The 25,139-nt window shown below is 58.6% G+C and carries 25 protein-coding genes and 4 tRNA genes; 6 read left to right on the plus strand and 23 right to left on the minus strand.

What is annotated here, in order from left to right; genetic code table 11:
• Positions 1-22 precede the first annotated feature (22 nt).
• From M3P88_RS01385 to minC, 4 genes are all read right to left on the minus strand, one after another.
• Positions 23-949 (minus strand): LysR substrate-binding domain-containing protein, encoded by a 927-nt coding sequence (locus M3P88_RS01385; protein WP_249614301.1) that lies wholly within the window; start codon positions 947-949, stop codon positions 23-25.
• A 97-nt stretch (positions 950-1,046) separates the two neighbouring features.
• A complete protein-coding gene (gene minE, locus M3P88_RS01390; protein WP_249614302.1) occupies positions 1,047-1,304 on the minus strand; it encodes a cell division topological specificity factor MinE in 258 nt (85 codons plus the stop codon).
• Positions 1,305-1,307: 3 nt separating this feature from the next.
• Positions 1,308-2,120, minus strand: coding sequence for a septum site-determining protein MinD (gene minD, locus M3P88_RS01395; RefSeq protein ID WP_249614303.1), 813 nt, complete (start codon positions 2,118-2,120; stop codon positions 1,308-1,310).
• A 32-nt stretch (positions 2,121-2,152) separates the two neighbouring features.
• Positions 2,153-2,851: a septum site-determining protein MinC gene (gene minC, locus M3P88_RS01400; RefSeq protein WP_249614304.1), complete on the minus strand. Its 699-nt coding sequence runs from the start codon at positions 2,849-2,851 to the stop codon at positions 2,153-2,155.
• Between the two features lie 296 nt (positions 2,852-3,147).
• Here minC and M3P88_RS01405 point away from each other — a divergent pair, with 296 nt between their 5' ends.
• Complete coding sequence (locus M3P88_RS01405) at positions 3,148-3,711, plus strand: phasin family protein (RefSeq protein ID WP_249614305.1); 564 nt, start codon at positions 3,148-3,150, stop codon at positions 3,709-3,711.
• Positions 3,712-3,776: 65 nt separating this feature from the next.
• On the opposite strand, the gene M3P88_RS01410 is transcribed toward M3P88_RS01405, so the two are convergent.
• A complete protein-coding gene (locus M3P88_RS01410) occupies positions 3,777-4,427 on the minus strand; it encodes a hypothetical protein (protein WP_249614306.1) in 651 nt (216 codons plus the stop codon).
• Positions 4,428-4,543: 116 nt separating this feature from the next.
• Positions 4,544-5,077 carry an inorganic diphosphatase gene (gene ppa, locus M3P88_RS01415; protein WP_249614307.1) on the minus strand — a complete coding sequence of 178 codons (534 nt, stop codon included), beginning with the start codon at positions 5,075-5,077 and terminating at the stop codon, positions 4,544-4,546.
• Between the two features lie 142 nt (positions 5,078-5,219).
• On the opposite strand from ppa, the gene coq7 reads away from it, so the two are divergent.
• Positions 5,220-5,840 (plus strand): 2-polyprenyl-3-methyl-6-methoxy-1,4-benzoquinone monooxygenase, encoded by a 621-nt coding sequence (gene coq7 / locus M3P88_RS01420; protein WP_249614308.1) that lies wholly within the window; start codon positions 5,220-5,222, stop codon positions 5,838-5,840.
• A gap of 38 nt (positions 5,841-5,878) precedes the next feature.
• On the opposite strand, the gene M3P88_RS01425 is transcribed toward coq7, so the two are convergent.
• From M3P88_RS01425 to M3P88_RS01445, 5 genes are all read right to left on the minus strand, one after another.
• Positions 5,879-7,171 (minus strand): L-cysteine desulfidase family protein, encoded by a 1,293-nt coding sequence (locus tag M3P88_RS01425; protein WP_249614309.1) that lies wholly within the window; start codon positions 7,169-7,171, stop codon positions 5,879-5,881.
• 142 nt (positions 7,172-7,313) lie between these two features.
• Positions 7,314-7,388 (minus strand) — tRNA-Glu (locus M3P88_RS01430).
• 4 nt (positions 7,389-7,392) lie between these two features.
• Positions 7,393-7,469: transfer RNA gene (locus M3P88_RS01435), tRNA-Arg, on the minus strand.
• 31 nt (positions 7,470-7,500) lie between these two features.
• A tRNA-Glu gene (locus M3P88_RS01440) sits at positions 7,501-7,575 on the minus strand.
• A 5-nt stretch (positions 7,576-7,580) separates the two neighbouring features.
• Positions 7,581-7,657: transfer RNA gene (locus M3P88_RS01445), tRNA-Arg, on the minus strand.
• Between the two features lie 241 nt (positions 7,658-7,898).
• Between M3P88_RS01445 and M3P88_RS01450 the strand changes: the two genes are divergently transcribed.
• Positions 7,899-9,302 carry an exonuclease domain-containing protein gene (locus tag M3P88_RS01450; protein ID WP_249614310.1) on the plus strand — a complete coding sequence of 468 codons (1,404 nt, stop codon included), beginning with the start codon at positions 7,899-7,901 and terminating at the stop codon, positions 9,300-9,302.
• Here the strand turns inward: M3P88_RS01450 and M3P88_RS01455 are convergent.
• Genes M3P88_RS01455 through flhB form a run of 6 tightly spaced genes read right to left on the minus strand, consistent with a single transcriptional unit; the run spans position 9,299 to position 16,400 of the window.
• A complete protein-coding gene (locus tag M3P88_RS01455; protein ID WP_249614311.1) occupies positions 9,299-10,048 on the minus strand; it encodes a flagellar motor protein in 750 nt (249 codons plus the stop codon). The genes M3P88_RS01450 and M3P88_RS01455 overlap by 4 nt on opposite strands.
• A 15-nt stretch (positions 10,049-10,063) precedes the next feature.
• Complete coding sequence (locus M3P88_RS01460) at positions 10,064-10,810, minus strand: RNA polymerase sigma factor FliA (protein ID WP_283773055.1); 747 nt, start codon at positions 10,808-10,810, stop codon at positions 10,064-10,066.
• A 2-nt stretch (positions 10,811-10,812) separates the two neighbouring features.
• Entirely contained in the window at positions 10,813-11,676 is an 864-nt protein-coding gene (locus M3P88_RS01465; RefSeq protein ID WP_249614312.1) for a MinD/ParA family ATP-binding protein, read from the minus strand.
• A 1-nt stretch (position 11,677) separates the two neighbouring features.
• The gene (gene flhF, locus M3P88_RS01470; protein WP_249614313.1) at positions 11,678-13,108 is read right to left on the minus strand and encodes a flagellar biosynthesis GTPase FlhF; all 1,431 of its coding nucleotides are present in this window, start codon (positions 13,106-13,108) and stop codon (positions 11,678-11,680) included.
• A 14-nt stretch (positions 13,109-13,122) separates the two neighbouring features.
• Positions 13,123-15,225 carry a flagellar biosynthesis protein FlhA gene (gene flhA, locus M3P88_RS01475; protein ID WP_249614314.1) on the minus strand — a complete coding sequence of 701 codons (2,103 nt, stop codon included), beginning with the start codon at positions 15,223-15,225 and terminating at the stop codon, positions 13,123-13,125.
• 8 nt (positions 15,226-15,233) lie between these two features.
• Positions 15,234-16,400 (minus strand): flagellar biosynthesis protein FlhB, encoded by a 1,167-nt coding sequence (gene flhB, locus M3P88_RS01480; RefSeq protein ID WP_249614315.1) that lies wholly within the window; start codon positions 16,398-16,400, stop codon positions 15,234-15,236.
• A 210-nt stretch (positions 16,401-16,610) separates the two neighbouring features.
• Between flhB and M3P88_RS01485 the strand changes: the two genes are divergently transcribed.
• Positions 16,611-17,405, plus strand: coding sequence for a thymidylate synthase (locus tag M3P88_RS01485; RefSeq protein WP_124734148.1), 795 nt, complete (start codon positions 16,611-16,613; stop codon positions 17,403-17,405).
• On the plus strand, positions 17,402-17,890 hold the full coding sequence (locus tag M3P88_RS01490) for a dihydrofolate reductase (protein ID WP_249614316.1): 489 nt from the start codon (positions 17,402-17,404) through the stop codon (positions 17,888-17,890). The genes M3P88_RS01485 and M3P88_RS01490 overlap by 4 nt, the downstream gene beginning before the upstream one ends.
• Positions 17,891-17,916: 26 nt before the next feature.
• Here M3P88_RS01490 and M3P88_RS01495 read toward each other — a convergent pair whose 3' ends face one another.
• From M3P88_RS01495 to M3P88_RS01505, 3 genes are all read right to left on the minus strand, one after another.
• Positions 17,917-18,582 (minus strand): GntR family transcriptional regulator, encoded by a 666-nt coding sequence (locus M3P88_RS01495; RefSeq protein WP_249614317.1) that lies wholly within the window; start codon positions 18,580-18,582, stop codon positions 17,917-17,919.
• 351 nt (positions 18,583-18,933) lie between these two features.
• The gene (gene ubiG, locus M3P88_RS01500; protein ID WP_249614318.1) at positions 18,934-19,632 is read right to left on the minus strand and encodes a bifunctional 2-polyprenyl-6-hydroxyphenol methylase/3-demethylubiquinol 3-O-methyltransferase UbiG; all 699 of its coding nucleotides are present in this window, start codon (positions 19,630-19,632) and stop codon (positions 18,934-18,936) included.
• Positions 19,629-20,960, minus strand: coding sequence for a TRZ/ATZ family hydrolase (locus M3P88_RS01505; protein WP_249614319.1), 1,332 nt, complete (start codon positions 20,958-20,960; stop codon positions 19,629-19,631). Before M3P88_RS01505 ends, ubiG begins: the two co-directional genes overlap by 4 nt.
• Before the next feature lie 350 nt (positions 20,961-21,310).
• Here M3P88_RS01505 and M3P88_RS16030 point away from each other — a divergent pair, with 350 nt between their 5' ends.
• Positions 21,311-21,553, plus strand: a complete 243-nt coding sequence (locus tag M3P88_RS16030; RefSeq protein ID WP_502798933.1) for a DUF4113 domain-containing protein — start codon at positions 21,311-21,313, stop codon at positions 21,551-21,553.
• Here M3P88_RS16030 and M3P88_RS01510 read toward each other — a convergent pair.
• From M3P88_RS01510 to lysS, 3 genes are all read right to left on the minus strand, one after another.
• Positions 21,550-23,106, minus strand: coding sequence for a Fic family protein (locus M3P88_RS01510; RefSeq protein ID WP_249614320.1), 1,557 nt, complete (start codon positions 23,104-23,106; stop codon positions 21,550-21,552). The genes M3P88_RS16030 and M3P88_RS01510 overlap by 4 nt on opposite strands.
• A 102-nt stretch (positions 23,107-23,208) precedes the next feature.
• Positions 23,209-23,466 carry an Arm DNA-binding domain-containing protein gene (locus tag M3P88_RS01515; protein WP_249614321.1) on the minus strand — a complete coding sequence of 86 codons (258 nt, stop codon included), beginning with the start codon at positions 23,464-23,466 and terminating at the stop codon, positions 23,209-23,211.
• A 154-nt stretch (positions 23,467-23,620) separates the two neighbouring features.
• The gene (gene lysS / locus M3P88_RS01520; RefSeq protein WP_249614322.1) at positions 23,621-25,126 is read right to left on the minus strand and encodes a lysine--tRNA ligase; all 1,506 of its coding nucleotides are present in this window, start codon (positions 25,124-25,126) and stop codon (positions 23,621-23,623) included.
• Positions 25,127-25,139 lie beyond the last annotated feature (13 nt).

Raw genomic sequence — 25,139 nt, forward strand, 5'->3', positions numbered from 1 at the left:
TGGCCCACGCAAGCTGACGATTTTAAGGGGCTTCCAGCATGCTGACGTTTTCCAGGCCACAGCGGAACACGGCCTGCTGCAGTGCGTCCAGTGCCTGCTTGCGGAAAAACTGCTTGCGGGCCACCAGCAGAACGCGGCGGGTGGGGGCCGGTAGCGCAAATGGAATAATGGATAGCAGACCTTCGTCTGCGACGGATACCGAGGTGGCGGGCAATACGGTGATGCCCATGCCGCTGGCGACCATATGGCGTATGGTGTTAAGCGAGCTGCCCTGCACCGCACTGGCTAGTCCGCCTGCCTGAGCTTGGCGCATGGATAGTTCGCTACAGCTTTGCAATACCTGATCGCGGAAGCAGTTGCCGGCAGACAAAAGCAACACGCTTTCGTGTGACAGCTCATCGGCATTGATGTGCTTGCGCTTTTCCCACGGGTGTCCCTTGGGCGTGGCCACGACAAAGGCCTCGTCATATAGTGGCCAGGATTGGGTGCCAGGCTCGTCAAACGGGTCGGCCACAATAATGGCGTCAACTTCGCCGCGTTTGAGCATTTCAGCCAGGCGCGCGGTATAGTTTTCCTCCAGAATGAGCGGCATGTCGGGTGCCAGAATACGCAGCGCCGGGATCAGCTTGGGTAGCAAGTACGGGCTGATGGTAAAGATAACGCCCAGCTTCAATGGGCCTGCCAGCTCGTTCTGGTGTTCGCCGGCCAGATGTTTCAGCGTTTCGGCTTCTTCCAGTACCCGTCTTGCCTGTTCCACCACCCGTTCACCTATTTCGGTGACCGCGACTTCCTGCCCACCGCGCTCGAACAGGGTGACCGACAGTTCGTCTTCCAGCTTCTTGATGGCAATGGAGAGGGTAGGCTGGCTGACAAAGCAGGTTTGGGCGGCGCGCCCGAAATGGCGCTCGCGTGCAACCGCCACGATATAACGAAGTTCAGTTAGCGTCATACAAAAGAGTCAATTACGCCTGGGGCGTGCCTCGCAGGGCGGGCAAAAGGAAGCGCATGCCCATGCACCGAGGCATGGGCCGCAAGCCTGGCCGGTGTCAGCGGTTTTTTTCCGGCAACACGATGTTAACTTCCAGTACTTCGAAGTTGTCCTGACGTTCCAGTTGAACCTTGATGTCATCCTGGTTGACGGCAACGTACTTCGAAATGACTTCCATCAGTTCGCGTTGCAAGGCCGGCAGATAGTCCGGTGTGCCACGACCGCCGCGCTCGTGAGCCAGAATGATCTGCAGGCGCTCGCGTGCGATGGAAGCTGTTTTCTGGCGTTTGCCAAAAATCATATCAATCAGCGACATCCATTAACCTCCGAACAGGCGTTTGAGCAGGCCAACCTTAGGGGGCTCGATAAAACGCATCGGGCAACTCTCACCCAAGAAGCGGGATACGACATCGGTGTAGGCTTCAGCCGCGTCGCTGCCCTTCATGTGAATGGCGGGTGTGCCCGAGTTGGATGCCTGCAGTACGCTTTGTGACTCGGGAATCGCGCCAATCAGCGGTACGCGCAGAATTTCTTTTACATCATCCACCGACAGCATTTCGCCTTTTTCTACCCGGGCTGGCGAGTAGCGGGTAATGAGCAGGTGCTCTTTGACCGGCTCGCGTCCTTCGACGGCGCGCTTGGACTTGGACGACAAAATACCGAGGATACGATCCGAGTCGCGTACCGACGAAACCTCGGGGTTGGTCACGATGATGGCTTCATCGGCAAAATACAGTGCCATCAGAGCGCCGCGCTCGATGCCGGCAGGAGAGTCGCATACGACGTACTCAAAGCCCATATCGGCCAGATCTTTCAATACGCGCTCTACGCCTTCTTCCGATAGCGCATCCTTATCGCGTGTCTGGGACGCCGGCAATACATATAGGTTGTCGCAGTTCTTGTCCTTGATCAGTGCCTGATTGAGGCTAGCCTCGTTATTCACCACATTGATCAGGTCGTAGACCACGCGCCGCTCGCAGCCCATGATCAGATCCAGATTGCGCAGGCCGACATCGAAGTCGATGACAGCTGTTTTGTGGCCGCGTAAAGCAAGGCCGGAGGCGAAGCTGGCGCTGGTGGTGGTCTTGCCTACGCCACCCTTGCCTGAGGTCACAACAATAATCTTTGCCACGTCTATATCCCTTGATGAAGATGGTCGGCCGGTCATTCGCCAATGGCGGTAATGACGAGGCGTTCGTTTTCCAGATAAATCTGTGTCGGCTTGCCCTGAATCGAAGCAGGTAGTGCCTGTTCTATGGTGCGGTACACCCCGGCGATGGAAACCAGTTCCGCCTCCATGGCATGGACAAAAATACGCGCCTGCGTATTGCCGTGGGCACCGGCCAATGCCCGGCCGCGCAGGGGGGCGTAGACATGGATATGACCATCGGCAATGACTTCGGCGCCTGCGCTGACCATGGCCAGCACAATCAGATCGCCATCCTTGGCATAGATTTGCTGGCCGGCACGCACCGGCTTGTCGATGATCATGGTGTGGCGCAGCGCCACCTGTGCCGGCTCGATATTTGCTTGAGCCTGGGGGCGGCTTGCTGTGCCCGATGCCGTATAGGCCAGGTGATGCTGCCGGGCCAGTGCTTCCAGCGCCGGGTCAGGGTGGCGCAGGGCGACAATGCGGATGCCGCGCTTGCTGCAGTTGGCCAGTACCGATGCCAGATCCAGTGCGGCAGGTTCTGCCAGCAGCTCAAGATCAAGTACAAAAGCCTCATGTTGATCGGTGAAACGCTGGCCAAAACGATGGTCCAGTTCGGCTTCTATCTGCGCAGGATCGGAATTGCGCAGTTGCAGTGCCAGCAAGTCCAGGCTGGCGGACTTTATTTCGAGAGGAGTGGCCGTCTGGCTCATTGTGATGTCTTGAGTCTGCATAGATTTAATCAATTACCAGAGTGTAAATCTTTGATAGCGGTCTTTCAACGCGTATGGACTGGCAATATGTTGTTTTGTTGATTTACTGTTGTGAAATTGATGGGTGTTGTACAAATGCATCGAAAATAAGGGGCTGTAATTGCGCAGTGCAGCATTCCCTTGACCGGGTGCAAGTGCCTGACTAATATTTGCATTGTTGCAGCGCAACATCGGTTTGGCGCTGATGGGTTGTGGTGCTGTTGTGATCTGAACTTTTTGTGAAAGAGGAGTCTTCCATGTTTACTAATGCACAAGATTTTGCAGCCTACGGTCAGGCCAATCTCGATAAGGCAGTGCGTCTGTCTTCCATCGTGCTGTCCGGTGCCGAGCGCATGGCCAGCCTGCAGCTGGAACTGTCGCGCAAGCTGCTGAACGATAATGCCCAGGCCGTCAAGGCATTGGCCGAGATCAAGGATCCAAAGGCATTTGCCGAGTATCAGTCCAGCCAGGCACAGCCGGCTATCGACCAGAGTCTGAATGTGGCGCGCAATCTGTATGATGCTGCCGTTCAGACCCAGAATGAACTGACCGCTTTTTTTGAAGACCATGTCTCCGAGTCGAACCAGGCAGTACTGACTTCGCTGGACAAGCTGAGCAAGAACGCGCCTGCCGGCTCCGATGTGGCTGTTAATGCACTCAAGACGCTGATTACCACGTCGAGCGCTGCTTTTGATAATGTATCGAAGACTGCGAAAAAAATGGGTAGCGATTTTGCCGAGGCCAGCGCGGAAGCTGCGGCGAACACGGCCAAGGCGACCGGCGCTGCTGTTTCGCGCAAAAAGCCGGGCGCTGCTGCCTAAGCTGAGTCTTTGTTCTGCGATATGGAAACGGCCCTTGCGGGCCGTTTTGTCGTTGTGACGGGCTGTTAATTGGGTCCGGATGGGAATGTGTCGCTTAACCGTAATAACCATTGAGCCAGGGCCTGGGCAAAGTGTGGCTGTCTGTGGTCGGGCGGAAGGTTGGATGTTGCGGGAGCCGGGGCCGGGTGGCTTGCCAGATAGCGCTGTGCCAGTTGTCTGATCCGCTCGAGCAGCTGTTCTTGCCCTTGCAGGCGCTGCAGTAAATCGGCGGGTGTGAACTGCATATCGTGTGCCGCCTGTCCGTAGTGCAGGCTATAGCCTAGGGCATCCATATATTGGCGCATAAAGGTTGCACTGCCGGCGGGGCCGGTCATCAGCCAGGCGCTGCTAACGGGGGCTAGTGCGTCCAGAAGAGGGCGTGCCAGGGTAATGGCAGCATCGCTACCACCGGCATAGAGGACATAACCCAGATGTTGGCCTGCTGGGTGCCAGTGTCCGGCAAGATCAATATAAGCGCCGGTCTGGGCTTGCTGCCTGGCCTGTGCAGGGGTGGGGCCGGACAGATCAAGGGTGAAATCAGGGTGGCTTAGGCATGCGGCTCCCGTTGCTGCGGCGTATTGCCGGCTGACGGTATAGCCTTTTTGCTGCAAGCGCCTGAGGATATGCTCGGGCGTTGCGCCGTGCGCCACGATGTCCACATTTTTCCTTGTCTTCAAACAACGCCGGATTCTTTCACGGATAGTGTGGTCTGGCTATCGGGGTTCTCCGCTTGTTGCTTGTCTTATGCTAAAAAAGCCGGCAAAGCCGGCTTTTTTAGCGGAGCGACCGGCTATCAGCCTTCTTGCTGGTGACGCGCGATACCATCCACCAGTTCGGCTTTGGCTTCTTCCATCGTGCCCCAGCCTTGTACCTTGACCCACTTGCCCTTTTCCAGATCTTTGTAGTGCTCGAAGAAGTGCACCATCTGGTTGCGCAGCAGCTCAGGCAGGTCTTCCAGTTTCTGGATGTTGCTGTACATCGGGCACAGTTTTTCAACGGGTACGGCCACCAGTTTTGCATCGATGCCGGACTCGTCTTCCATCTTGATCATGCCCAGGGTGCGGCAGCGAACGACCACGCCTGGCGGCAGCGGGAACGGGGTTACGACCAGAACGTCTACCGGATCACCATCCAGCGACAGGGTCTGTGGCACAAAGCCGTAGTTGGCCGGGTAGAACATGGCGGTGCCCATAAAGCGGTCAACGAAGATCGCGCCGGAGTCTTTGTCCAGTTCGTACTTGATAGGGGCGCCATTGGCGGAGATTTCGATTACGACGTTGATGTCGTTCGGCATGTCCTTGCCGGCGGAAATTGCGTTCAGGTTCATCGACTCGGGTCCTTGTTTGTATATGCCCTTATGGCTGGGCGTGATGCAGGCGTGTTGCTGTCGGCCGATTATATCGCAGGCATCCGTAGCGTGTGCTGTGAAGGTATAATGATGTTCATTGGATATGGCAAAAAGGCATCACATGATTGATAAATTGATTGTCGAGTTTGACAAGGGTTTGCGTACCTTGTTTGCGCCTGCGCTGAGTTCGCGTCCTCATCCCGGTAAAAATCTGGACGAGGTGGCCTTGAGTGACGAGCAAAAACAGCATGCGCTGGGTTTGATGCGGGTGAATCATTGTGGTGAGGTGTGTGCTCAGGCGTTGTATCAGGGGCAGGCGCTGACGGCGCGCGATCCTGCTGCCCGTGAAGCCTTGAAAGAGGCTGCGCATGAGGAGGTCGAGCATCTGGCCTGGACCGAGCAGCGTATCCGCGAGCTTGGCGGGCGCACCAGTGTGCTGAATCCTTTATGGTATGGCGGCTCGCTGGCGATAGGTGTGGCGGCGGGTTTGCTGGGGGACCGCTGGAATCTGGGCTTTCTGGAAGAGACGGAGCATCAGGTCGGCGCGCATCTGGATAGTCATTTGCAAAGCCTGCCCGAAGAGGATGGCAAAAGCCGGGCTATTGTAACGCAGATGCGTGACGACGAGCTCAGACACGCGGATATGGCGCATGCGCTGGGCGCTGCGCGTTTGCCGTTGCCGGTGCGCCAGGGCATGAAGCTTTCCTCCAAGTTGATGACCGCCGCCAGCTACCGCATCTGATGCTTGTTTGGGGCGACCATTGTGGGTCGCCCTTTTGTTTAACGCGCTTTTTGCACCATGATTTCGATAATCTGGCGGTCGGTTTCCAGCATGCTGCGACTGGCCAGTGCGCACAGATTGCTGATCGACTCGTCGACATCGTGCGCCACAATGCCTTCGTTGCCGGTGACGCGGCTATCGTCCAGTGCCATCAGTACCGACTTGTAGGCCGATGCGGCCGAGGTCGAGACTTTCATGGCGCAGCTATTGGATGCGCCATCGCAGATCATGCCGGCCAAGTCGCCAACCATGCTGCAAATCGCCATATTGACCGACTCTTCCTTGCCGTCCAGTAGCCAGGCCATGCCGGCGGCCGCGCCCATGGAGGCGGTTGTGACCGCGCAGAGTGCCGACAGGGCCGGCAGCTTGCTATGGATGTAAACGGCCGTCAGGTGGGACAGCATCAGTGCCCGCGCCAGTTTTTCATCGCAGGCATTCAGGTGGCGGGCCACGACGACGACCGGCAAGGTGGCTGCGATGCCCTGATTGCCCGAGCCGGAATTGCTCATGGCAGGCAAGGGCGCGCCGCCCATGCGGGCGTCCGATGCGGCGGTGGTGCGCATCATGATTTCGGTCAGCAGCCCTTGGGAGAGCAGGCCTTGCTTGACCTGACGCTGCAAGGTTGCACCGATATGCAGGCCGTACCGGCCACTCATGCCCTCGTCCGATAGTGCGTTGTTCAGGCGTGCGGCTTCCAGAATGAATTCGATCTCGTCAAGTGGCACTTGGGTGGCGAATTCGTAGACATCATGCATGCGGGCCTGGCCTAGCGAATAGTGCCCGCCTGCGGTTGTGCCCTGGCTCGCGGCCTGCCACAGGGTTTCACCGTTTTTCTCGATCAGGATTACATTGGTGTGGGCGTTGGCAATGCAGACGCGCACCGATTCCTCCCCGGCGTAGAGTGTTGCTTCGCTATAGAGGATGTTGGGCACATCGGTGATGCTGACGCTGACTTGCTTGGCGTCCAGCATGGCCTTGCCCGCCGCCACCTGTTCGGGGGTCAGTTTCTTCAGTACCTGCAAGCCGCCTTGTGGGTCGCCGCCAATGGCGCCGACTGCTGCGGCTATGGCCAGGCCGACCATGCCGGTGCCGGGTACGGTGACCGCCATGCCGTTTTTCATCAGGTTGGAGGAGACTTTGGCGTCGATGCGTTCGGGCAGGGCACCTAACTGTTCACGCGCAATGGCGCAGGCCAGTGCCAGCGAGATGGGTTCGGTGCAGCCCAATGCCGGAATGACTTCGTGTTTGACGGCCTTGATAAACTCGGCCCAGAGTGGTGTCGGATTGCGCATGGTGTGCAGCCTCTTGTGCAAAACAGGCCCGGCCGGAGAGCGGGCAGGCAAATGGCGGACATTGTATACAGAAATGCAGTGCAGGAATGGGACGTAAATGCAATAAGGCCACTATCGAGTGATAGTGGCCTTATTTTTATTCTGGCGTCCCCACGGGGAATCGAACCCCGGCCGCCGCCGTGAAAGGGCAGTGTTCTAACCGCTAAACTATAGGGACTATGTGGTGCACCCGGAGCGATTCGAACGCCCGACCCTTTGGTTCGTAGCCAAATACTCTATCCAACTGAGCTACGGGTGCATAGGTAAAACATTTTACAAGTAAGTCATGCTGGCGTCCCCACGGGGAATCGAACCCCGGCCGCCGCCGTGAAAGGGCAGTGTTCTAACCGCTAAACTATAGGGACTTCGCTGGTGCACCCGGAGCGATTCGAACGCCCGACCCTTTGGTTCGTAGCCAAATACTCTATCCAACTGAGCTACGGGTGCACTGTTTCTTGCTGTCTCTCGCTGCGTTGTCTGCTGCGAGAGATGCGAACTATACGGAAGCCTTCTTTTTCCGTCAACACTTTTTCTGATTAAATTGTTCGCTGTCGTTTAGAATACGACCTTATTGTTGCCATTTACCGACAGTATCGCGTTGAAAATGCCTTATTTGTCAGTGGTTTGTGAATCTTTGTTTTTAGCCGCACCGGCTGGAAAATATTTTGGTTTTTAAGCGAATCTGCCCATGCTGTTTGAACAAGCTTACGCAATTGTCGACCTGGAAACGACGGGAGGCCACATCACCCGTGACCGGATTACCGAAATCGGCCTGATCCTGGTGGACGGGGAGAACGTCGAGCGCATCGAAATGCTGGTCAACCCCGGCCAGCCCATCCCGCCCTTTATCGAAGACATGACCGGGATCAGCAATGCGATGGTGGCCGAGGCGCCTGCATTTGCCGAACTGGCGCCGGCCTTGTGGCAAAAACTGGCAGGGCGCTTGCTGATTGCCCATAACGCGCGCTTCGATTACGGCTTTCTCAAAAATGCATTTCGCCGTGCCGGTCTGGCGTTTAACGCCAACACCCTGTGCTCGGTCAAGTTGTCGCGCCGCCTGTACCCGCAATACTTCAAACACAGCCTGGACAGTATTATCGAACGCCATCAACTCGTGCTGCCGGCACGGCACCGTGCGCTGGCGGATGCCGAGGCCGTATACCAGTTTTTATGTCTGGCACGGAACGAGTTGGGGGTGGAGCCGCTGCGTGCTGCCGCTGCGGCCTTATTGGCGCTGCCTAGCGTGCCGGAGGGCATGGCGCAGGAGTTGGCCGATACGCTGCCGGATACGCCGGGGGTGTATGCCCTGTATGCCGCCAGTGGCGAGGCGCTTTATGCCGGGCGTTGCCTTAACCTCAGGCAAAGGGTGTTTGCCCACTATGGCGCCGGGACGCTGGACGCCAAACTGCCGCGCATTCATGAGCGCATCGCCCATGTAGCATGGCAGGAAACACTGGGCGAGTTTGGTGCGGCATTGCTTGAATTGCAGCAACAGTCGGCCTTGCGGCCGCGTTACAACCCGCGTGCGCGCCAGACGAATGAATTGTGCGCCTTGCAGTTGAGCGAAGCAGGGGAGGATGGCTTTTTGCGGGTGAGTGTCAGCCTTGCCCGCACGCTGGACTTTTCGCGTACGGCGGATTTGTATGGCCTGTTCCGCAGCCCGCGCGAAGCCAAAAAGGCATTGAGCGAGCTTGCGCGTGCGCATCAGCTATGCCCGGCCATTCTGGAAGTGGAAACAGTCACAAGCCGCAAAGGTGCGCCATGCCAAAGCTTCAAAAACCGGCGCTGCCTGGGGGCCTGTTGCAGCAAGGAAAGTGCCGCCGCGCATAATGCGCGCCTGCAAAGCGCTTTGCAGCGGCTGAAAACCCAAAGCTGGCCCTATGCCGGTGCGATTGCGCTGACCGAAAGCGACGAGGTGAGTGGCGAGTCGGTGAGCCATGTGTTCGAGCGCTGGTGCTACTTGGGCTCGGGCGATGATGTGGCTTGCCTGCAGGGTACGCCGGTGTTTGATCTGGCGATATATAAGCTATTGCAGCACTGGCTGAAAAAACCGGTGCCCGGAGTTACGCTGCACGAACTGCCGGCAGGCTAGGCATGCATGGCCAGAAAGCCGCGCAGGCGGCTTTCGATAATGCGCGGGTTCTCGCCGCTGGCAATGGCGATAACGCCTTCCAGAATCAGCTCTTTGGTGGCAATTTCGGTCGCAATCAGGTTTTTGAGTTTGACGGCTACCGGCAGGAAAAACAGGTTGGCTGAACCGACGCCATAAACCGTGGCGACAAAGGCAACGGCAATGCCGGAGCCCAGTTTGGTCGGATCGGACAGGTTTTCCATCACATGGATCAGGCCGAGCACCGCGCCGATGATGCCGATGGTGGGGGCGTAGCCGCCGGCAGACTCCCATATTTTGGCGGCCTGCTTGCGCGCATGTTCAAACATGGTGATTTCGACTTCCATCACCGAGCGCAGTGTTTCGGGGGCCGCGCCGTCAACCAGCATCTGCAGGGCTTTTTTGGTATAGGGGTCGTGCTGCAAGGAAACATAGCCCTCCAGCGACAACAAGCCGCCTTTGCGCGCACTTTGGCTCCACAGGATGATGTCGCGTATCATTTTTTCATGATTGAACTGCGGCGGGTAAAACACCCACTTGAGCATTTTCAGGCCGTTGACGAACTGGCGTGGCGTACTTTGCAGCATGACGGCACTGGCCGTACCGCCGATGACGATCATAAAGGCGGTCAGTTGCAGCAGCGAGCCTAAGTGGCCGCCTTCCAGTGCTTGTCCTGCCAGAATGGCGGTCAGTCCGCCCATGATGGCAATAATGCTGAGTTTATCCACGTCTGTCCTTGTTGTTTACAGCCATTCGCGTAGCTTGCTGCGGATGCGGGTGACGGCCTGGGTATGCAGCTGGCTGACGCGGGACTCGGACACGCCCAGCACTGCGCCGATTTCCTTGAGGTTGAGATCCTGCTCGTAATACAGGCTCATCACCAGCTGGTCGCGCTCGGGCAAGGTCGCGATGGCATCTATCAGTGCCTGGCGAAAACCGCTGTCGGCCAGTGTTGCGAGCGGATCCGGCGTGTTGTCGTCCGCGATATTGGCCAGTGCATCATTCAGCTCTTCGCCGTCGTGGCTATGAAAGTCTTCGAAATACACCAGACGCACGCCCATGCAGTCGCCCAGCATGGCCTGGTAATCCTCCAGCGATACCGCCAGCTCGTCGGCGATTTCGCTTTCACTGGGCGCGTAACCCAGTGTTTGGGTGGCGTGCTTGATGGCGTCTTCAATCATGCGGGCATTGCGCCTGAGCTGGCGCGGCATCCAGTCTATGCGCCGCAGCTCATCCAGCATGGCGCCCTTGATGCGCGTGCCGGCAAAGGTTTCAAACTGTACCCCTTGCAACGGGTCGAACTGGCGGGCGGCCTCCAGTAGTCCGATCATGCCGACTTGTACCAGATCATCCAGCTCGACCGATGCCGGCAGGCGGGCCATCATCAGGCTGGCAATCTTCCTGACCAAAGGCGCATATTTCATGACATCCGGGCGATCGGTAGCGGCAGCTTGTGCGTAGGCGTGGGCTTGATGCGTGGCCAGAGCCATGGTTAACGATCCGTGATTTCGGTAAGGGTCTTGCTGGTGCTTAACAGTTGTTCCAGATAGCTGGAGCGGGCATGGCCGGTGTCCGGTGCATGCCATAAAGGCAGCATGGCGGCCAGCTGGCTGAATGCCTGGGCCGCTTCGCTATCCGGAAAGGCTTCTATCACTGGCCGGCGTAATGCCTGGCTCTTGCGTATGGCCTGATCCTCCGGCACAAAACCGACCCAGCGCAAGGAAACGCCAAGGTAGTCGCCGGCTACCGATGACAAGCGGGCAAACACGCTTTGCGCTTCGTCCTGTCCGCTTGCCCGGTTGACCAGCACATTGAAACGGCGGCGGCCGAATTCGCCGGCCAATCGTTTCATGCTGGCATAGCCGCGCGTGATGGATTCGGCTTGCGGGGTGATGACCAGAATCAGATTGTCGGCAATCACCAGCGGCGCGGCATCCTGGCTCGGGTCCGGTGCATCGACCAGCGTCAGGCCGCAGTCTTTTTCCAGCGCGGAAAATTCGCTGGCCAGGCGTTGCCAGACGCGGGCTGACAGACGGTGGCGTTCTTCCGGCTGGGCATACAGATTGACCAGAGTCACGCCATGGCGCGAGTTCACCATCAGATCGGTCAGGCCGCCGCGGCTGATGTTCAGGCTGGCCAGCGAAGCAGAGGGCGGCACGCCGGCTAAGCGTGCCAGCGCCTGGCCATTTTGGTGATCCAGCAACAAGGGGCGCTTTCCCTGTAGCGCGCTGGCCGCAGCCAGCCCTGCGCACAGGGTGGAAATGCCGCTATGGCTGGCACCGGTGAGGGCGAACAAGGGCGGCAGGTGTGTGCTTTGCTGGCTGAGTTGCCTGAGGCTGGCGGCTTGGTCACTCATATTACAACCAGCCCGACTGTGCGGCATTGATCATCGGGATTTCATTGCTCTGCCCATGAAACGGGGTCGCCAGTTGTCCCGCGCGCAAGGCGCGGTCAATCAGAAAGTCCGCATTGGCGCAATGCAGGTCTTCCGGTACCCGCTGGCCATTGGTGATGTAAAACAGGCGCAAACGGTTGCGGATGATGACATCCAAGCTGGAACCCAGCATCACGGCTTCGTCGACCTTGGACAGCACGCACCCGGTCAAGTCATCACTGCGGAAATGTTTGACCACGTCTTCCAGCGTGCGGCCATCGGCATTGGCCGCCAATAGCAGCAGGCGGCGTACCGGCCGCCCGGCCGTGGCAAACATGCGGATCTGTTGCAGGACGCGCTGATCGCGCTGACTCATGCCGACCGTATCGATCAGCACCACACGGCGCTGAGTCAGATCGGCCAGTGTCAGCTGTAAATCGCCTTCGTTTTGTACCGAGAATACCGGCACGCCCAGAATCTTGCCGTAGATGCGTAACTGATCCTGTGCGCCGATCCGGTAGCTGTCGGTGGTGATCAGAGCCACGCCCTCGGCGCCGTAGCGCATGGTGGCGCGGGCGGCGAGTTTGGCGACGGTTGTGGTTTTGCCTACGCCGGTGGGGCCCACCAGTGCAAAAATCCCGCCCTGGTCGATGATGTCGCTGGCCGGATCCATACACTTCAAATTATGCATCAAGGCCGAACGCGCCCATTTTTGCGCGACTTCGGCATCGTACTGCGGGGGCAATTTCTGGGTGAGCTGGCGTATCAGCGCCGGGCTAAAGCCTGCCGTCAGCAGGTAGCGGAACAGTTCGGCGCGATTGGGGGTTTGCCCTTCCATTTCCGACCAGGCAAAAGTTGCCAGCTGGTTTTGCAGCAGGCTTTTCAGCAGGCGGATTTCTTCACCGATATGGCGAATATCGTCGGCAATATGTTCTTCTGGCGGCGGCACCAGGGGGGCGGCTTGTGCGGCAGCTGGCTTGGCTTCGGCCACCGGCGCAGCAGGCGGGGCTGCGGGAGGTGCTGGCGGAGCCGCTCGCGTAGCGGCGCTAAAAACGGCAGGGCGTGCCGGCTCGATGGCGGCGGCGGGTCTGCGTTCCGGCTGTGCGGTGGGGGGCGGTTCGTCCAGCGGTTCGATCGGCATGGCATAGCTGCGCGACAGCGCGCGTGCGGCGGCATGGCCTTGAGCGGGCAGGATGGCCGCCGGTGCCGGCGTCTTGCGCGGAGGATGGCGGGTGGCAGCAGGCGCCAGCGTATCCGACAGGGCAGCAACATCGGCATCGGCTACGGCCATGATCTCTACGCCACCGCCCTGAGTGGGGCGATTGGACAGGATCAGCGCGTCTGCGCCCAGCGCCTCGCGGACCTGGCGCAAGGCATCGCGCGTAGTTTTACCGTAAAACTTTCTGACCACCATCTGTTATATCGTCCTCAACCCTTGCCGGCTCCAATAACTGCGATTATACGGATGGTTTTGCTATCCGGTATTTCATTATGCGAAATCACGCGTAACTGCGGCAGCGCCCGGCGCAGAAAACGCGCGAGCAAGGGGCGCAAGCCCGGCGGGGTCAGCAGTACCGGATTCAGACCCTGGTTTTCGACTTCCTCGGTCTGGTGGGCGGCATTGGCCAGCAGATTCTCCGCCAGCCCCGGCTCCAGTCCGCCGCCGGCTTTAGACTGCACCGCCTGTAGCAGGATGTTTTCCAGTTGCGGGTCCAGCGACATCAGCGGTAGTTCATTCTCGCCAGGGAAGAGTTGCTGGACGATGGCGCGCGACAGGGCGGTGCGCACGGCAGCGGTCAGCTCGTCGATGTCCTGGGTAATGGGCACATGGTCGGCCAGCGTTTCGATAATGGTGCGAAAGTCGCGGATGTTCAGGCCGTCACTGAGCAGTTGCTGCAGAACCTTTTGCAAAATGCCGACCGCAATGACTTTGGGTACCAAGTCTTCGATCAGCTTGGGCGACTCTTTGGCCTGATGATCGATAAGGGCCTGCACTTCTTCGCGCCCCAACAGCTCGGCCGCATGCGATTGCAACAGATTGGACAGATGGGTGGCAACCACGGTGCTGGCATCGACCACGGTGTAGCCCAGGCTTTGTGCCTCTTCGCGCCGGCTGGCCTCGATCCATAGTGCGGGCAGGCCGAAAGTCGGGTCGGTGGTCGGCGTGCCGGGCACTTCGCCGCTGACATGGCCGGGGTTGATCGCCAGGAACTGGCCGATATAGGCATCGCCTACGCCGACTTCGACCCCCTTAAGCAGGATGCGGTAGGCATTGGGGCGGATTTCCAGATTGTCGCGGATATGGACGGCCGCAACCAGAAAACCCATTTCCTGCGCCATTTTTTTACGGATGCCGCGAATGCGGCGCAGCAGCTCGCCATCCTGATCGCGATCGACCAAGGGAATCAGCCGGTAACCGACCTCCAGCCCCAGCATGTCTACCGGCTGCACATCATTCCAGCTGACCTCGGCCATGGCCTGTTCCCCTCCGGATGCGGACAAAGCGGCAGGCGTGGCGGGCTGGCTGGATAGTGCTTGCGCCAGTTTTTCCTTTTGTTGGCGTTTCTCTTGCCACCAGGCCAGCGCCGCCAGTGAAGCGGCAATCATCAGGAAGGCAGCATGCGGCATATTGGGGATCAGGCCGATCAGGCCGATCACACCGGCCGTGATATAGAGCACATGCGGGTTGGAGAAGAGCTGGCCGATAAACTGCTCGGACAAGTCCTTGTCGGTGCCGACGCGGGCCACCACGATGCCGGCGGCGGTGGAGATGATCAGCGCCGGAATCTGGGCAACCAGACCATCGCCGATGGTGAGCAGGGTATAGGTCTTGGCGGCTTCGCCGGCCGGCATATCATGCTGCATCATGCCGATGATCAGGCCGCCGACAATATTGATCACGATAATCATGATGCCGGCCATGGCATCGCCACGCACGAATTTGGAGGCACCGTCCATGGCGCCGAAGAAGTTGGCTTCTTCGGTAATGGTCTGGCGGCGTTTTCTGGCATCGTCCTCGCCGATCAGGCCGGCATTGAGGTCGGCATCGATCGCCATCTGTTTGCCCGGCATAGCGTCCAGGGTAAAGCGGGCCGACACTTCGGCAATCCGGCCTGCACCTTTGGTGATCACCATAAAGTTGATGATGGTCAGGATAATGAACACGATAATGCCGATGGCGACGTTTTCGCCGATCAGGAAGTGGGCAAAGGATTCGATTACCTTACCGGCAGCGGCCGGGCCGGTATGACCTTCCATCAGAATCACCCGGCTGGAGGCAACGTTGAGCGACAGCCGCAACAAGGTGGTGATCAGCAGCACGGCAGGAAAGGCGGAAAACTCCAGCGGATGGCGCGTGTTGATGCCGACCATCAGCACAATGACCGAAATCGCGATATTGAAGGTAAAGAAGATATCCAGTATCACCGGCGGTAGCGGCAGCACCATCATCGCCAGAATCAGGATGATCAGTACCGGCCCTGCCAGTTTGCTCACTTTGAGCGTCTTCAGTAAATCTAGAATCTGGTTCATGCCGTCAGTCAGTGCGCATCGGCCGGTCTGGCCGCTGCTTTTTGTTTATTGTTCGGGTCAAGTTCTGGCGGCACTTCCAGCTTTTCCGGGTAAACCGGCGCCAGACCGCCCTGGTTTTCATAGACCTTGAGCTGGTAGATGTAGGCCAGCACCTGCGCCGCCGCCGAAAACAGCTTGGGCGGAATATCCGCACCCAGCTCGGCATGGAAATACAGGGCGCGGGCAAAGCTGGGCGCGCGCATGGTGGCAATCTTATGCTCGCTGCCGGCGGCAATAATGCGCTCGGCCAGCTTCAGCGTACCTTTGGCCACGACTTGCGGCGCGCGCATGTCGTCGCTGTATTTGAGCGCCACCGCGTAATGGGTCGGGTTGGTGACGATCACATTGGCCCCCGGAATTTCCTGCATCATGCGCCGGCGTGCCGCCTCGCGCTGCAGTTGGCGGATACGGCCTTTCACTTCGGGCGAGCCTTGCTGTTCCTTGCTTTCCTGCTTGAGCTCTTCCTTGGTCATCCTGAGTTTTTTATGGTATTGCCAGAGTTGCAGCGGCACATCCACCGCCACCAGCAATAGCATGGCGCCCACCACGATCAGGAAAGTGTGTTCGATCAGCCCCATCATGCTGCCCAGCGCCAGCTCCAGCGGCTGGCTGACCAGCCCCATCAGTTCGCCGCGTTCACTCCAGATTACCCAGGTGGCCACGCCGCCGATCAGCGCGCTTTTCATAATGGCCTTGCCGCCCTCGGCCAGCGCCTGTACCGAAAACATGCGCTTGATGCCGGAGGCCGGGTTGAGCTTGGAAAATTTCGGCTCAATGGCCTTGAGTGTCAGATTCCAGCCGCCGATCAATAGCGGCGTCAGCAGGGCAACGATGGCCAGACCGCCCAAAAAGGGCAGTAGCGCCATAAACATGTCGATACTGGCGCTTTTGAAGGCCTCGACCGCCAGTTCCGGCGTTTTCAGCTTCTGGCTGTCAAAGCGCAGCATGCCGATGGCGATGTCGCGCACCGCGCGGTAAAGCGCCGGCCCCAGCGCGATCAAGAGCGCCACCCCGGTCATGGTGACGGCAAAAGTCGCCAGTTCACGCGAGCGCGGCACATTACCGTCTTCGCGCGCCTGTTGCAGACGGCGCTCTGAGGCGGGTTCTGTGCGTTCCAGATCGGAGTCTTCTGCCATGCGTGCTGCCGGTTTTTTATCAGATAGGTATCGTGTGGCGCGAGTTTACCATCCGCTAGGCTTCAAGTCCCTGATATTCAAAAAGCCTGCATTTATGTTGTATTTTTTGCAAGTAACGTGATGATGGGGGCAGATAGGCACGGGCTTCGCGGTGTTCAAGAATGGGGCGTAGCGTTAAACTAGCGCCTTGAATTTTGACGGACTCGCGCCATGAAGCAGTACCAAGACCTGATGCGCCATGTGCTTGAACATGGCGATGAAAAATCCGACCGCACCGGTACCGGTACCCGTTCGGTGTTCGGCTATCAGATGCGTTACAACTTGCAGGACGGCTTCCCCTTGGTCACGACCAAGAAGCTGCATCTGAAGTCCATCGTGCACGAATTGCTGTGGTTTTTGTCCGGCGACACCAATATCCGTTACCTCAAGGAAAACGGCGTGCGCATCTGGGACGAGTGGGCCGATGAAAACGGCGATCTGGGGCCGGTATACGGTTACCAGTGGCGTTCATGGCCGGCTGCCGATGGCCGCCATATCGACCAGATTGCCAATGTGGTCCAGATGATCAAGACCAACCCGGACTCGCGCCGCTTGATGGTGTCGGCGTGGAATCCGGCGCTGGTGGACGAGATGGCCTTGCCGCCTTGCCACAGCCTGTTCCAGTTCTATGTGGCGGGTGGCCGCCTGTCGTGCCAGCTGTATCAGCGTTCGGCCGATATCTTTCTGGGTGTGCCGTTCAATATCGCCAGCTATGCCTTGCTGACCATGATGGTGGCGCAGGTGTGCGACCTTGAGCCGGGCGACTTTGTGCATACGCTGGGCGATGCCCATCTCTACAGCAATCATCTGGAACAGGCCGAGCTGCAGTTGTCACGCGCACCGCGCGCCTTGCCGCGCATGAAGATCAATCCGGCGGTCAAAGACCTGTTTGCCTTCCGTTTTGAAGACTTCGAGCTGGAAGGCTACGACCCGCATCCGCATATCAAGGCGCAGGTGGCGGTATGAGTATGCCTCTGGTGACCTTGGTGGTGGCGATGGCGAACGACAGGGTGATCGGCGTGGACAACCGACTGCCTTGGCATTTGCCGGAAGATCTCAAGCATTTCAAAGCGGTGACGCTGGGCAAGCCCATTATTATGGGGCGCAAGACCTGGGACTCCATCGGCCGGCCTTTGCCCGGGCGGCGCAATATCGTGGTGACGCGTCAGGCCGACTGGCAGGCCGAGGGGGCCGAGGTCATGCATTCGCTGCCGGAAGCGCTGGCCTCGGTGGCTTCGCTGGCCGAGGCCTGTGTGATCGGTGGCGGCGAGCTGTTTGCCCAGGCCTTGCCGCTGGCGGCAAAAATGGAGCTGACGCTGATTGATCTGGATGTCGCGGGAGACGCCCATTTTCCGGCTTGGGCTGAGCATGAATGGCAGCAGGTGGCGGAAGAAGGGCATAGTCGGGAAGACGGTTTGCGCTGGTCGTATCAGACCTGGTTGCGCAAATAAGGCTGACGGGGCATCGCCCCGTTTTTTTATGCCTTGGCCAGTGTCGCCGTGGCCTCTTGCACCAGTGCGCGATAGGTGTCGCTAAGATGCTGGGTCACGCTATTCAGGCGGGTAAGGTCGCGTGCAATGATGGCTTTAAGCAGGTCGCTGATAAAACATTGTGCGCGCTCCAGCTGCATGTCGCCGCTACGGAAAATGGCGTACAGGCAACGCTGGGTCATCGGTTGCAGATTATTCAGGGCATCCTCGAGATAGCGGTTGCCGGCAAAGTCGTACAGCGTTTGCAAAAAGATAAAGCTGGTGTCAAAAAAGGCGTTGAAATCGGCATGCAGCTTATGCTCGGCCAGCTCGGCTTCCAGCGCAAAAAAGCGCGCCAGATCATCGTTTTTCCAGGACAGGGCCAGATTGGTCGCGGCCCGGTTTAGCAGCAAAAACCATAGCTCAAAAAATGCCCTGACATCTTCCTGCGTCAGGCTGGCAACGACGGCGCCACGGCGCGGATAGATTTCGACCAGATGGCGGCGCTGCAGAATCAGCAGGGCTTCGCGTACCGAGCCGCGGCTGACGTCCAGTTCGGCGGCGATGCGTAACTCCTGAATGCGCTCTGCGGGTGCGAGCGTGCCCTGGATAATGAGTTTGCCCAAGTGCTGGGCGATTTGCTCGGTCAGTGAATCGTTGGCTTTAAAGGGCATGCAGGCTCGGCGTGATCTGTCGGGTTGGCGATGGCGGTTTGCCGCTGGCGGCTATTTTAGCATTCGCTGCCGTTTTGTAGTTGTGGCGTAAAACCATCACTTATGTCTTGGCCAAGGTGAAATGCCTTGCGGGTATTTTGCTGCGGACGTAGGATTCAAACGCTTGTTTGATCTGGGCCGCGCGAGGGTAAAAACAGGGGCTAACAGTTCTTCGCTAAATTCATATCATGCAAGCAAGTCTGGCTGTCATTTCGGGATGGCAACAGGCGCTCCTCTTGGGGAGTCTTGCAGGAACGACACGGGTGTTGACCTCTCCGGCCTTGGGCTGGAGAGGTTTTTTTCATTGCAGTATCAGTCTATGCGGCGGCAAGCCATCAGATAGTTGACGTCGGTGTCGGTGCCCAGCTTGTGGATGCCGGTCACCGGGTTGTAAGTCATGCCGCGGATATCCAGTAGCTCCAGCCCGGCGTTGCGTGCCATGCGCGACAACTCGGAAGGCTTGAGGAAGCGGGCATAGTCATGCGTGCCGCGCGTGAGCAGATTAAGCACGTACTCGGCCCCCACCACGGCCAGCAGGTAAGCCTTGGCATTGCGGTTAAGGGTGGAGAAAAACACGGTGCCGCCGGGTTTGACCAGACGCGCGCAGCTACGCACGATGCTTTGCGGATCCGGCACATGCTCCAGCATTTCCATGCAGGTCACCGCGTCGTAATAGCCCGGCTTTTCTGCCGCCAGGTCTTCCACGGCGACACAGCGGTATTCGACCGGCACGCCCGACTCCAGGCTATGCAGCTGCGCCACTTTCAGCGATTTCTTGGCCAGATCGATACCGGTTACGCTGGCGCCGCGCGCGGCCATGCTTTCGGCCAGAATGCCGCCGCCGCATCCCACATCGAGTACGGACTTGCCGGCAAGCGCGGCATAGCCATCGATAAAATCAAGGCGCAGCGGGTTGATCTCGTGCAGCGGCTTGAATTCGCTGTCCTTGTCCCACCACTTGTGGGCTAGCTGGCTGAATTTTTCCAGTTCTTGTGCGTCGACATTGCTCATGCGTTTTGATCTCCTGCCAGAATCCGTTCGCGCCAGCTTCTGCCGCTGGCTATCAGTTGTGCTTCGTCCAGTGTCTTGAGCTGGCGCTCCGCCATCAGGGCCTGACCCTTGACCCAGACATGGCTGACCTGTTCGCGCCCGGCGGCGTAAACCACATGGGAAATCGGGTCGAATATCGGCGCGGTTTCTACCGTCGCCAGATCAATGGCGATCAGGTCGGCCTGTTTGCCGGGCTTGATGCTGCCCACCTTGTCGGCAATGCCCAAAGCCTGTGCGCCATTGAGCGTGGCCATGCGGATGGCGGTAGCTGCCGGCACGGCGGTCGGGTCCATCGCGCCGACCTTGGCCAGCAAGGCGGCCATGCGCATCTCGGCCAGCATGTCCAGCTTGTTGTTGGAGGCTGCGCCATCGGTGCCGATGCCGACATTGACGCCGCCGGCCAGCAGCTGGGGAATGCGGGCAATGCCCGAGGCCAGCTTCATATTCGAGCTTGGGTTATGCGCCACCGAGATGCCATGGCGGGCGGCCAGCTCGATCTCGTCATCCGACAGATGCACCATATGCGCGGCAATCAGGCGCGGCGAGAGCAGGCCCAATTCTTTCAGGCGTGCCAGTGGCCGCTGGTGATGGTCGCGCATGCTGTCGCTGATTTCGCCGGCCGACTCGTGGATGTGGCAATGGATCAGCATGTCCTGCTCTTCGGCCAGCATCACCACCTTGCGGAAAGTGTCGTCGGCCACGGTGTAGGGCGCATGCGGTGCCAGCGTGAAGGTAATCAGTTCCTCGCCCAAAAATTCACGCCGCTCGTCCAGCGCGCGGCTGATGTATTCGTCGGCATTGTTGGCGTAATTGGTCGGGAACTCGAGGATGGAGGCGCCAACAAAGGTGCGCATGCCCGCAGCGAGGCCGGCGCGCGCCATGGCCCCGTGATAGAAGTACATATCATTGATGGTGGTGGTGCCGCCACGGATCATTTCCGCCATGGCAATCAGTGCGCCATCAAACACAAATTCGTCGCGCACATGGCGGCCTTCGGCCGGCCAGATATGATTGGACAGCCAGTCCATCAGCACCTTGTCGTCCGCCAGACCGCGCAGCAGGGTCATCGCGCTGTGGCCGTGCAGATTGATCAGGCCGGGCATCAATACATGGTTGTCCAGCCGCACATGCTGTTTGGCGGTGGCGGCTGCCGACTGTGAAGGCGTCAGCAGGGCAACAATCGTCCCGTTGTTGATGGCCAGAGAATAGTCTTCCAGAATTTCACCATCTTGTTCGACGGTGATCATCCAGCGGGCGGAAATCAAGAGATCAAAAGCAGGGTTCGACATGGTAGGGGTCCTGATGGCTGAGCTTGGCGCGATTGTAGGCAGGGCATGGCACTTCGGCAACCTGAGGCGTGCAATAGACATGATAACCGGCATGCTGGCGTGCCAAGGAAATATCCTCGGCGCAGGCGTCTTGCTGCGCTGGCGGCTGGATGTGTACGGCCAGGGGCAGGGTGCGTCTGGCCCCTCTTTAATATGCCGCGCAGCGGACTCAAAACTCAAAGCCCATCGCTGCCAACTCGTAACGGAGGCCGCACCATAAAAAACCTTCGGCAGTTTTGGCTGGCGGGGGGGGGATCAAATTACGCGCACAATGCGTTCCAGCTCACTCCTCTTCCAACGCCACCGCTTTGATGAACACCCTAGACGCGATCAACCTGCGATACTGTGACGGCACGCTCAAGCTCGCCGTCGAAGCGCTGGGCCAGCGCTGGCAGATGCGCCGTGAGTGGGGCGGCCCCCGCTACACGACACGGTTTGCCCCGTGTCCGTGTTCAATAGCGCACAAAAGTAACCCGGATGGGCCTGAGCAAAACGTCGCCTTGCGGGCTGGAGAGGGGCTCGCTGTTCTTGAATACTCGGTGATGTGTGTCTAGTTTTTTTCCGTGTGCCCAGATGCGAGCGCATGAGAAAATGCTTCGATAACAGCTACGACAATATGCTCCGCCAAAGCAGGATTTTGTTCCAGCAAGGGATAGCGCTTGATCAGTTTGTTGGAGATGCGATTACCGTTTTCGCGCACGCTACGGATGATCACATCCAAGTCGTTATCCGGTGCTTCCAGTACTTGTTTGATTGCTTGGCGGGCGCGTTCGTTGGCTTGCAGAAAACGGGCTTCATCTCGCATCTCCAAGCTCAGGGTCTGGTCGATGACCTGTGCCAGATACGCAACATGGGCGGTCAGATCCGGGTAGGCCCAAGCCGGGCGCGCGCCTTCGTACGCATCAAAGTGAAAATTGAAGATCACGCCGTCTTCTGCCTCAATGCTTTCGGCAAAGCGGTAGTGTTGGTTGTAGCGCTGCAGCAGTGGACGCGAGAAGCGTTCCAGTACCCGGTCGTAGTCCGCCCGGTTACGTGTGCTGTGGGTGATGGTGGCAGAGACAGGCAAAATGATGGGTGCAGGCACTTGGCCATCCCGTCGCAATACGTCGTTGATCAGGAAGCGCGAAATCCGGCCATTGCCGTCCGCCATAGGGTGTACGTATACAAAGCCGAAGGAGGCTACCGCCGCCCTTAGTAAGGACGCTTGGCCTTGTGTACGACTCATAAAGGCTGACAAGCCACCCAGCATCGGCACAGTATCATCCCAATGCGGTGCGATGTAATCGACTACTGGTTGGTAGTGTGATGTGTGGCCAACAAATACAGGGGATCGACGTAAGCCATAGCGTAATGCCGATTCACCTAAGATGCCTCGCTGTAGGCTGGTAAGTGCTCCAGGTGCAAAAGGATCATCGTGACGGCCGCACTCCCTTTCCATTACCGCCGCAAAACGGCGGATTCGGTCCTCCTTCCCTTGCTCTCGCTCAATCTGGAAGCTGGCTCGGCTTTCCTTGACTGTCAGCCATACCGTGCTGCGCAGGATCAGATCCACACCGTAGTCGTCTTCCAACTCAACGAGCTTAGCCGCGATGTCGTATGCCTCCGCCTGTCTGATAGCATCGGTACGCCGGACTATAGGGCAGAAATCGCGATTGCCGGGCAAGTTGTCCCGCACCCGCCAACGCGGGTTGTTGATCGGGGCTCCCGTCAGGTAGCGCTTGTCATCCAGCGCATCCACATAATTGCCACGCGCTACGCCTGCAAAATCAAGCTGCCCCCCTGTCAGCCATTCATACAGGAAGCCAGCGCGCCTGGCGTAGGCGCCGGTGGGCTCAGCATGTACCCAGGCAGTTAGCGCCTCTTTGATCGCTGGCCGCTGAAACAGCCTGCTTAAAAATTCGAGGTGTACTTCTTCATGCTTGAGCGCAAACGTTAGCTGATCCTTCAGCGTTTCGGCTGGCCGGTAACTCTCAGGATAGACCTCTCGTCGGAGGTCATTCTCCAGTAAGGTCGTACGCGAGCTACCGATGGTGCTTTGCACGGCAAACGGATGGACCGGGTCGATGTCGTGGGCCTTGGCAAGCCACTGGTAGCCGATAGTGGGCATAGTTTTGCTTATCCCTTTACTGAAACGATTACATTATGACTATTTTTAGAAAAAATAGTTACGGCTAGAGTCGTTAGCTATGCTCAGCCAGCCACGCCTAGGCTATCTCTGGTTCAACCGATGCTCCACTCTGAGCTGCCGGCGGGCTTCGTCGTGTAGCTGGCGCGCTTCTTTGAGTGATACTTCGGGGTAGACGCCGAACGAGGCAGTCAGGCGCTTTCCGACAAAGCGGTAGTCAAAGCGCCACAGCTTCGACCTGTTGCTGACCAGCAGGTACAGGCCATCGGTGTCAGCATGTTTGGCAGGCTTGCCATCGGCCTTGGGCGTGGCGTTCTTACAATCAAGCGCGGTCCGTGGCATCAGTTGTCCCTTGCTGTGCTGCTGTAATACCGTCAAATACCGTCAGAAGCAATAGGAATGCATTGGGACGTGATTTCAATGAAAAACCCCCGAAAGCCTTTGCTGACGGGGGTTTCTGATGTGTAGCTAGGATTGGCTAGGAAGCCAAAAAACCTTACTCAGGCCTCATGTGCGGGAACAAAATCACATCGCGGATCGACGGGGCATCGGTCAGCAGCATGACCAGACGGTCGATGCCGATGCCGCAGCCGCCGGTCGGTGGCAGGCCGTATTCCATGGCGCGGATGTAGTCGGCGTCATAGTGCATGGCTTCGTCGTCGCCGGCGTCTTTCTGTTCAACCTGGCTCATAAAGCGGGCGGCCTGGTCTTCCGGATCGTTCAACTCGGAGTAGCCGTTGGCCAGTTCGCGGCCGACGACAAACAGTTCGAAACGCTCGGTGATCGACTGGTCGGCATCCGAGCCGCGTGCCAGTGGCGAGACTTCCACCGGGTAGTCGATGATGAAGGTCGGGTTCCACAGCAGGCCTTCGGCGCACTCTTCAAACAGGGTCAGCTGCAGGCTGCCCAGGCCAGGCGCCGGTGGCAGCTTGCCGCCCAGCTTCTTGATCTCGCTCTTCAGCCATTCGGCGTCGGCCAGTTGTTCGTCGCTGTATTGCGGGTTGAAGTGCTGGATGGCGCCAACGATGGTAAAGCGCGCGAACGGGCTTTCCAGATCGACGTCCTTGCCGCCGTAGCTGATGCGCGTGGTGCCGCAAGCGGCCATGGCGCAGGCACGGATCACTTTTTCCGTCATTTCCATCATGCGTTCGTAGCCGCTATAGGCTTCGTAGAACTCCATCATGGTGAATTCAGGGTTGTGACGGGTGCTCATGCCTTCGTTGCGGAAGTTGCGGTTGATCTCGAATACGCGCTCAAGACCGCCAACTACCAGACGCTTCAGGTACAGCTCGGGTGCGATACGCAGATACAGCGGCATATCCAGCGCATTGTGGTGCGTGGCAAACGGCTTGGCTGCGGCGCCGCCCGGGATAGGGTGCATCATCGGCGTTTCGACTTCGAGGTAGTCTTCACCCACCATCACGTCGCGTACCGTTTGCACGATCTTGGAGCGCTTGATGAAGGTGTCGCGCGAAGCTTCGTTGACGATCAGGTCGACATAGCGCTGGCGATAGGTCGTTTCCTGGTCGGCCAGGCCGTGGTGCTTGTCCGGCAGCGGACGCAGGCTCTTGGACAAGAGGCGCAGCTCGGTGACATTGATCGACAGTTCGCCCTTGTTGGTGCGGAACAGCTCGCCCTTGGCGCCCAGAATGTCGCCCAGATCCCAGTGCTTGAAGGATTCGTGCTTTTCGGCGCCCACGCCCTGGTCGTTGATGTAAAGCTGGATACGGCCCGTGCTGTCTTGCAGCGTCGCGAAGCTGGCCTTGCCCATGACACGCTTGAGCATCATCCGTCCGGCTACGACTACCTGGATCTTCTGGGCTTCCAGATCTTCCTTGCTCTTGTCGCTGCACTTCTTGGCCAGATCGCCGGCCATGTCTTCGCGGCGGAAGTCGTTCGGGAAAGCCACGCCGGCTTCACGCAGCGCTTTTAGCTTGCTGCGGCGCTCGGCCATGATCTGGTTTTCATCCTGGATGGGTGATGCGGTTTCGTGTTCAGACATAGTGTCTCCAGTC

The organism is Craterilacuibacter sp. RT1T, assembly GCF_023502145.1.
Classification (GTDB): domain Bacteria; phylum Pseudomonadota; class Gammaproteobacteria; order Burkholderiales; family Chromobacteriaceae; genus Craterilacuibacter.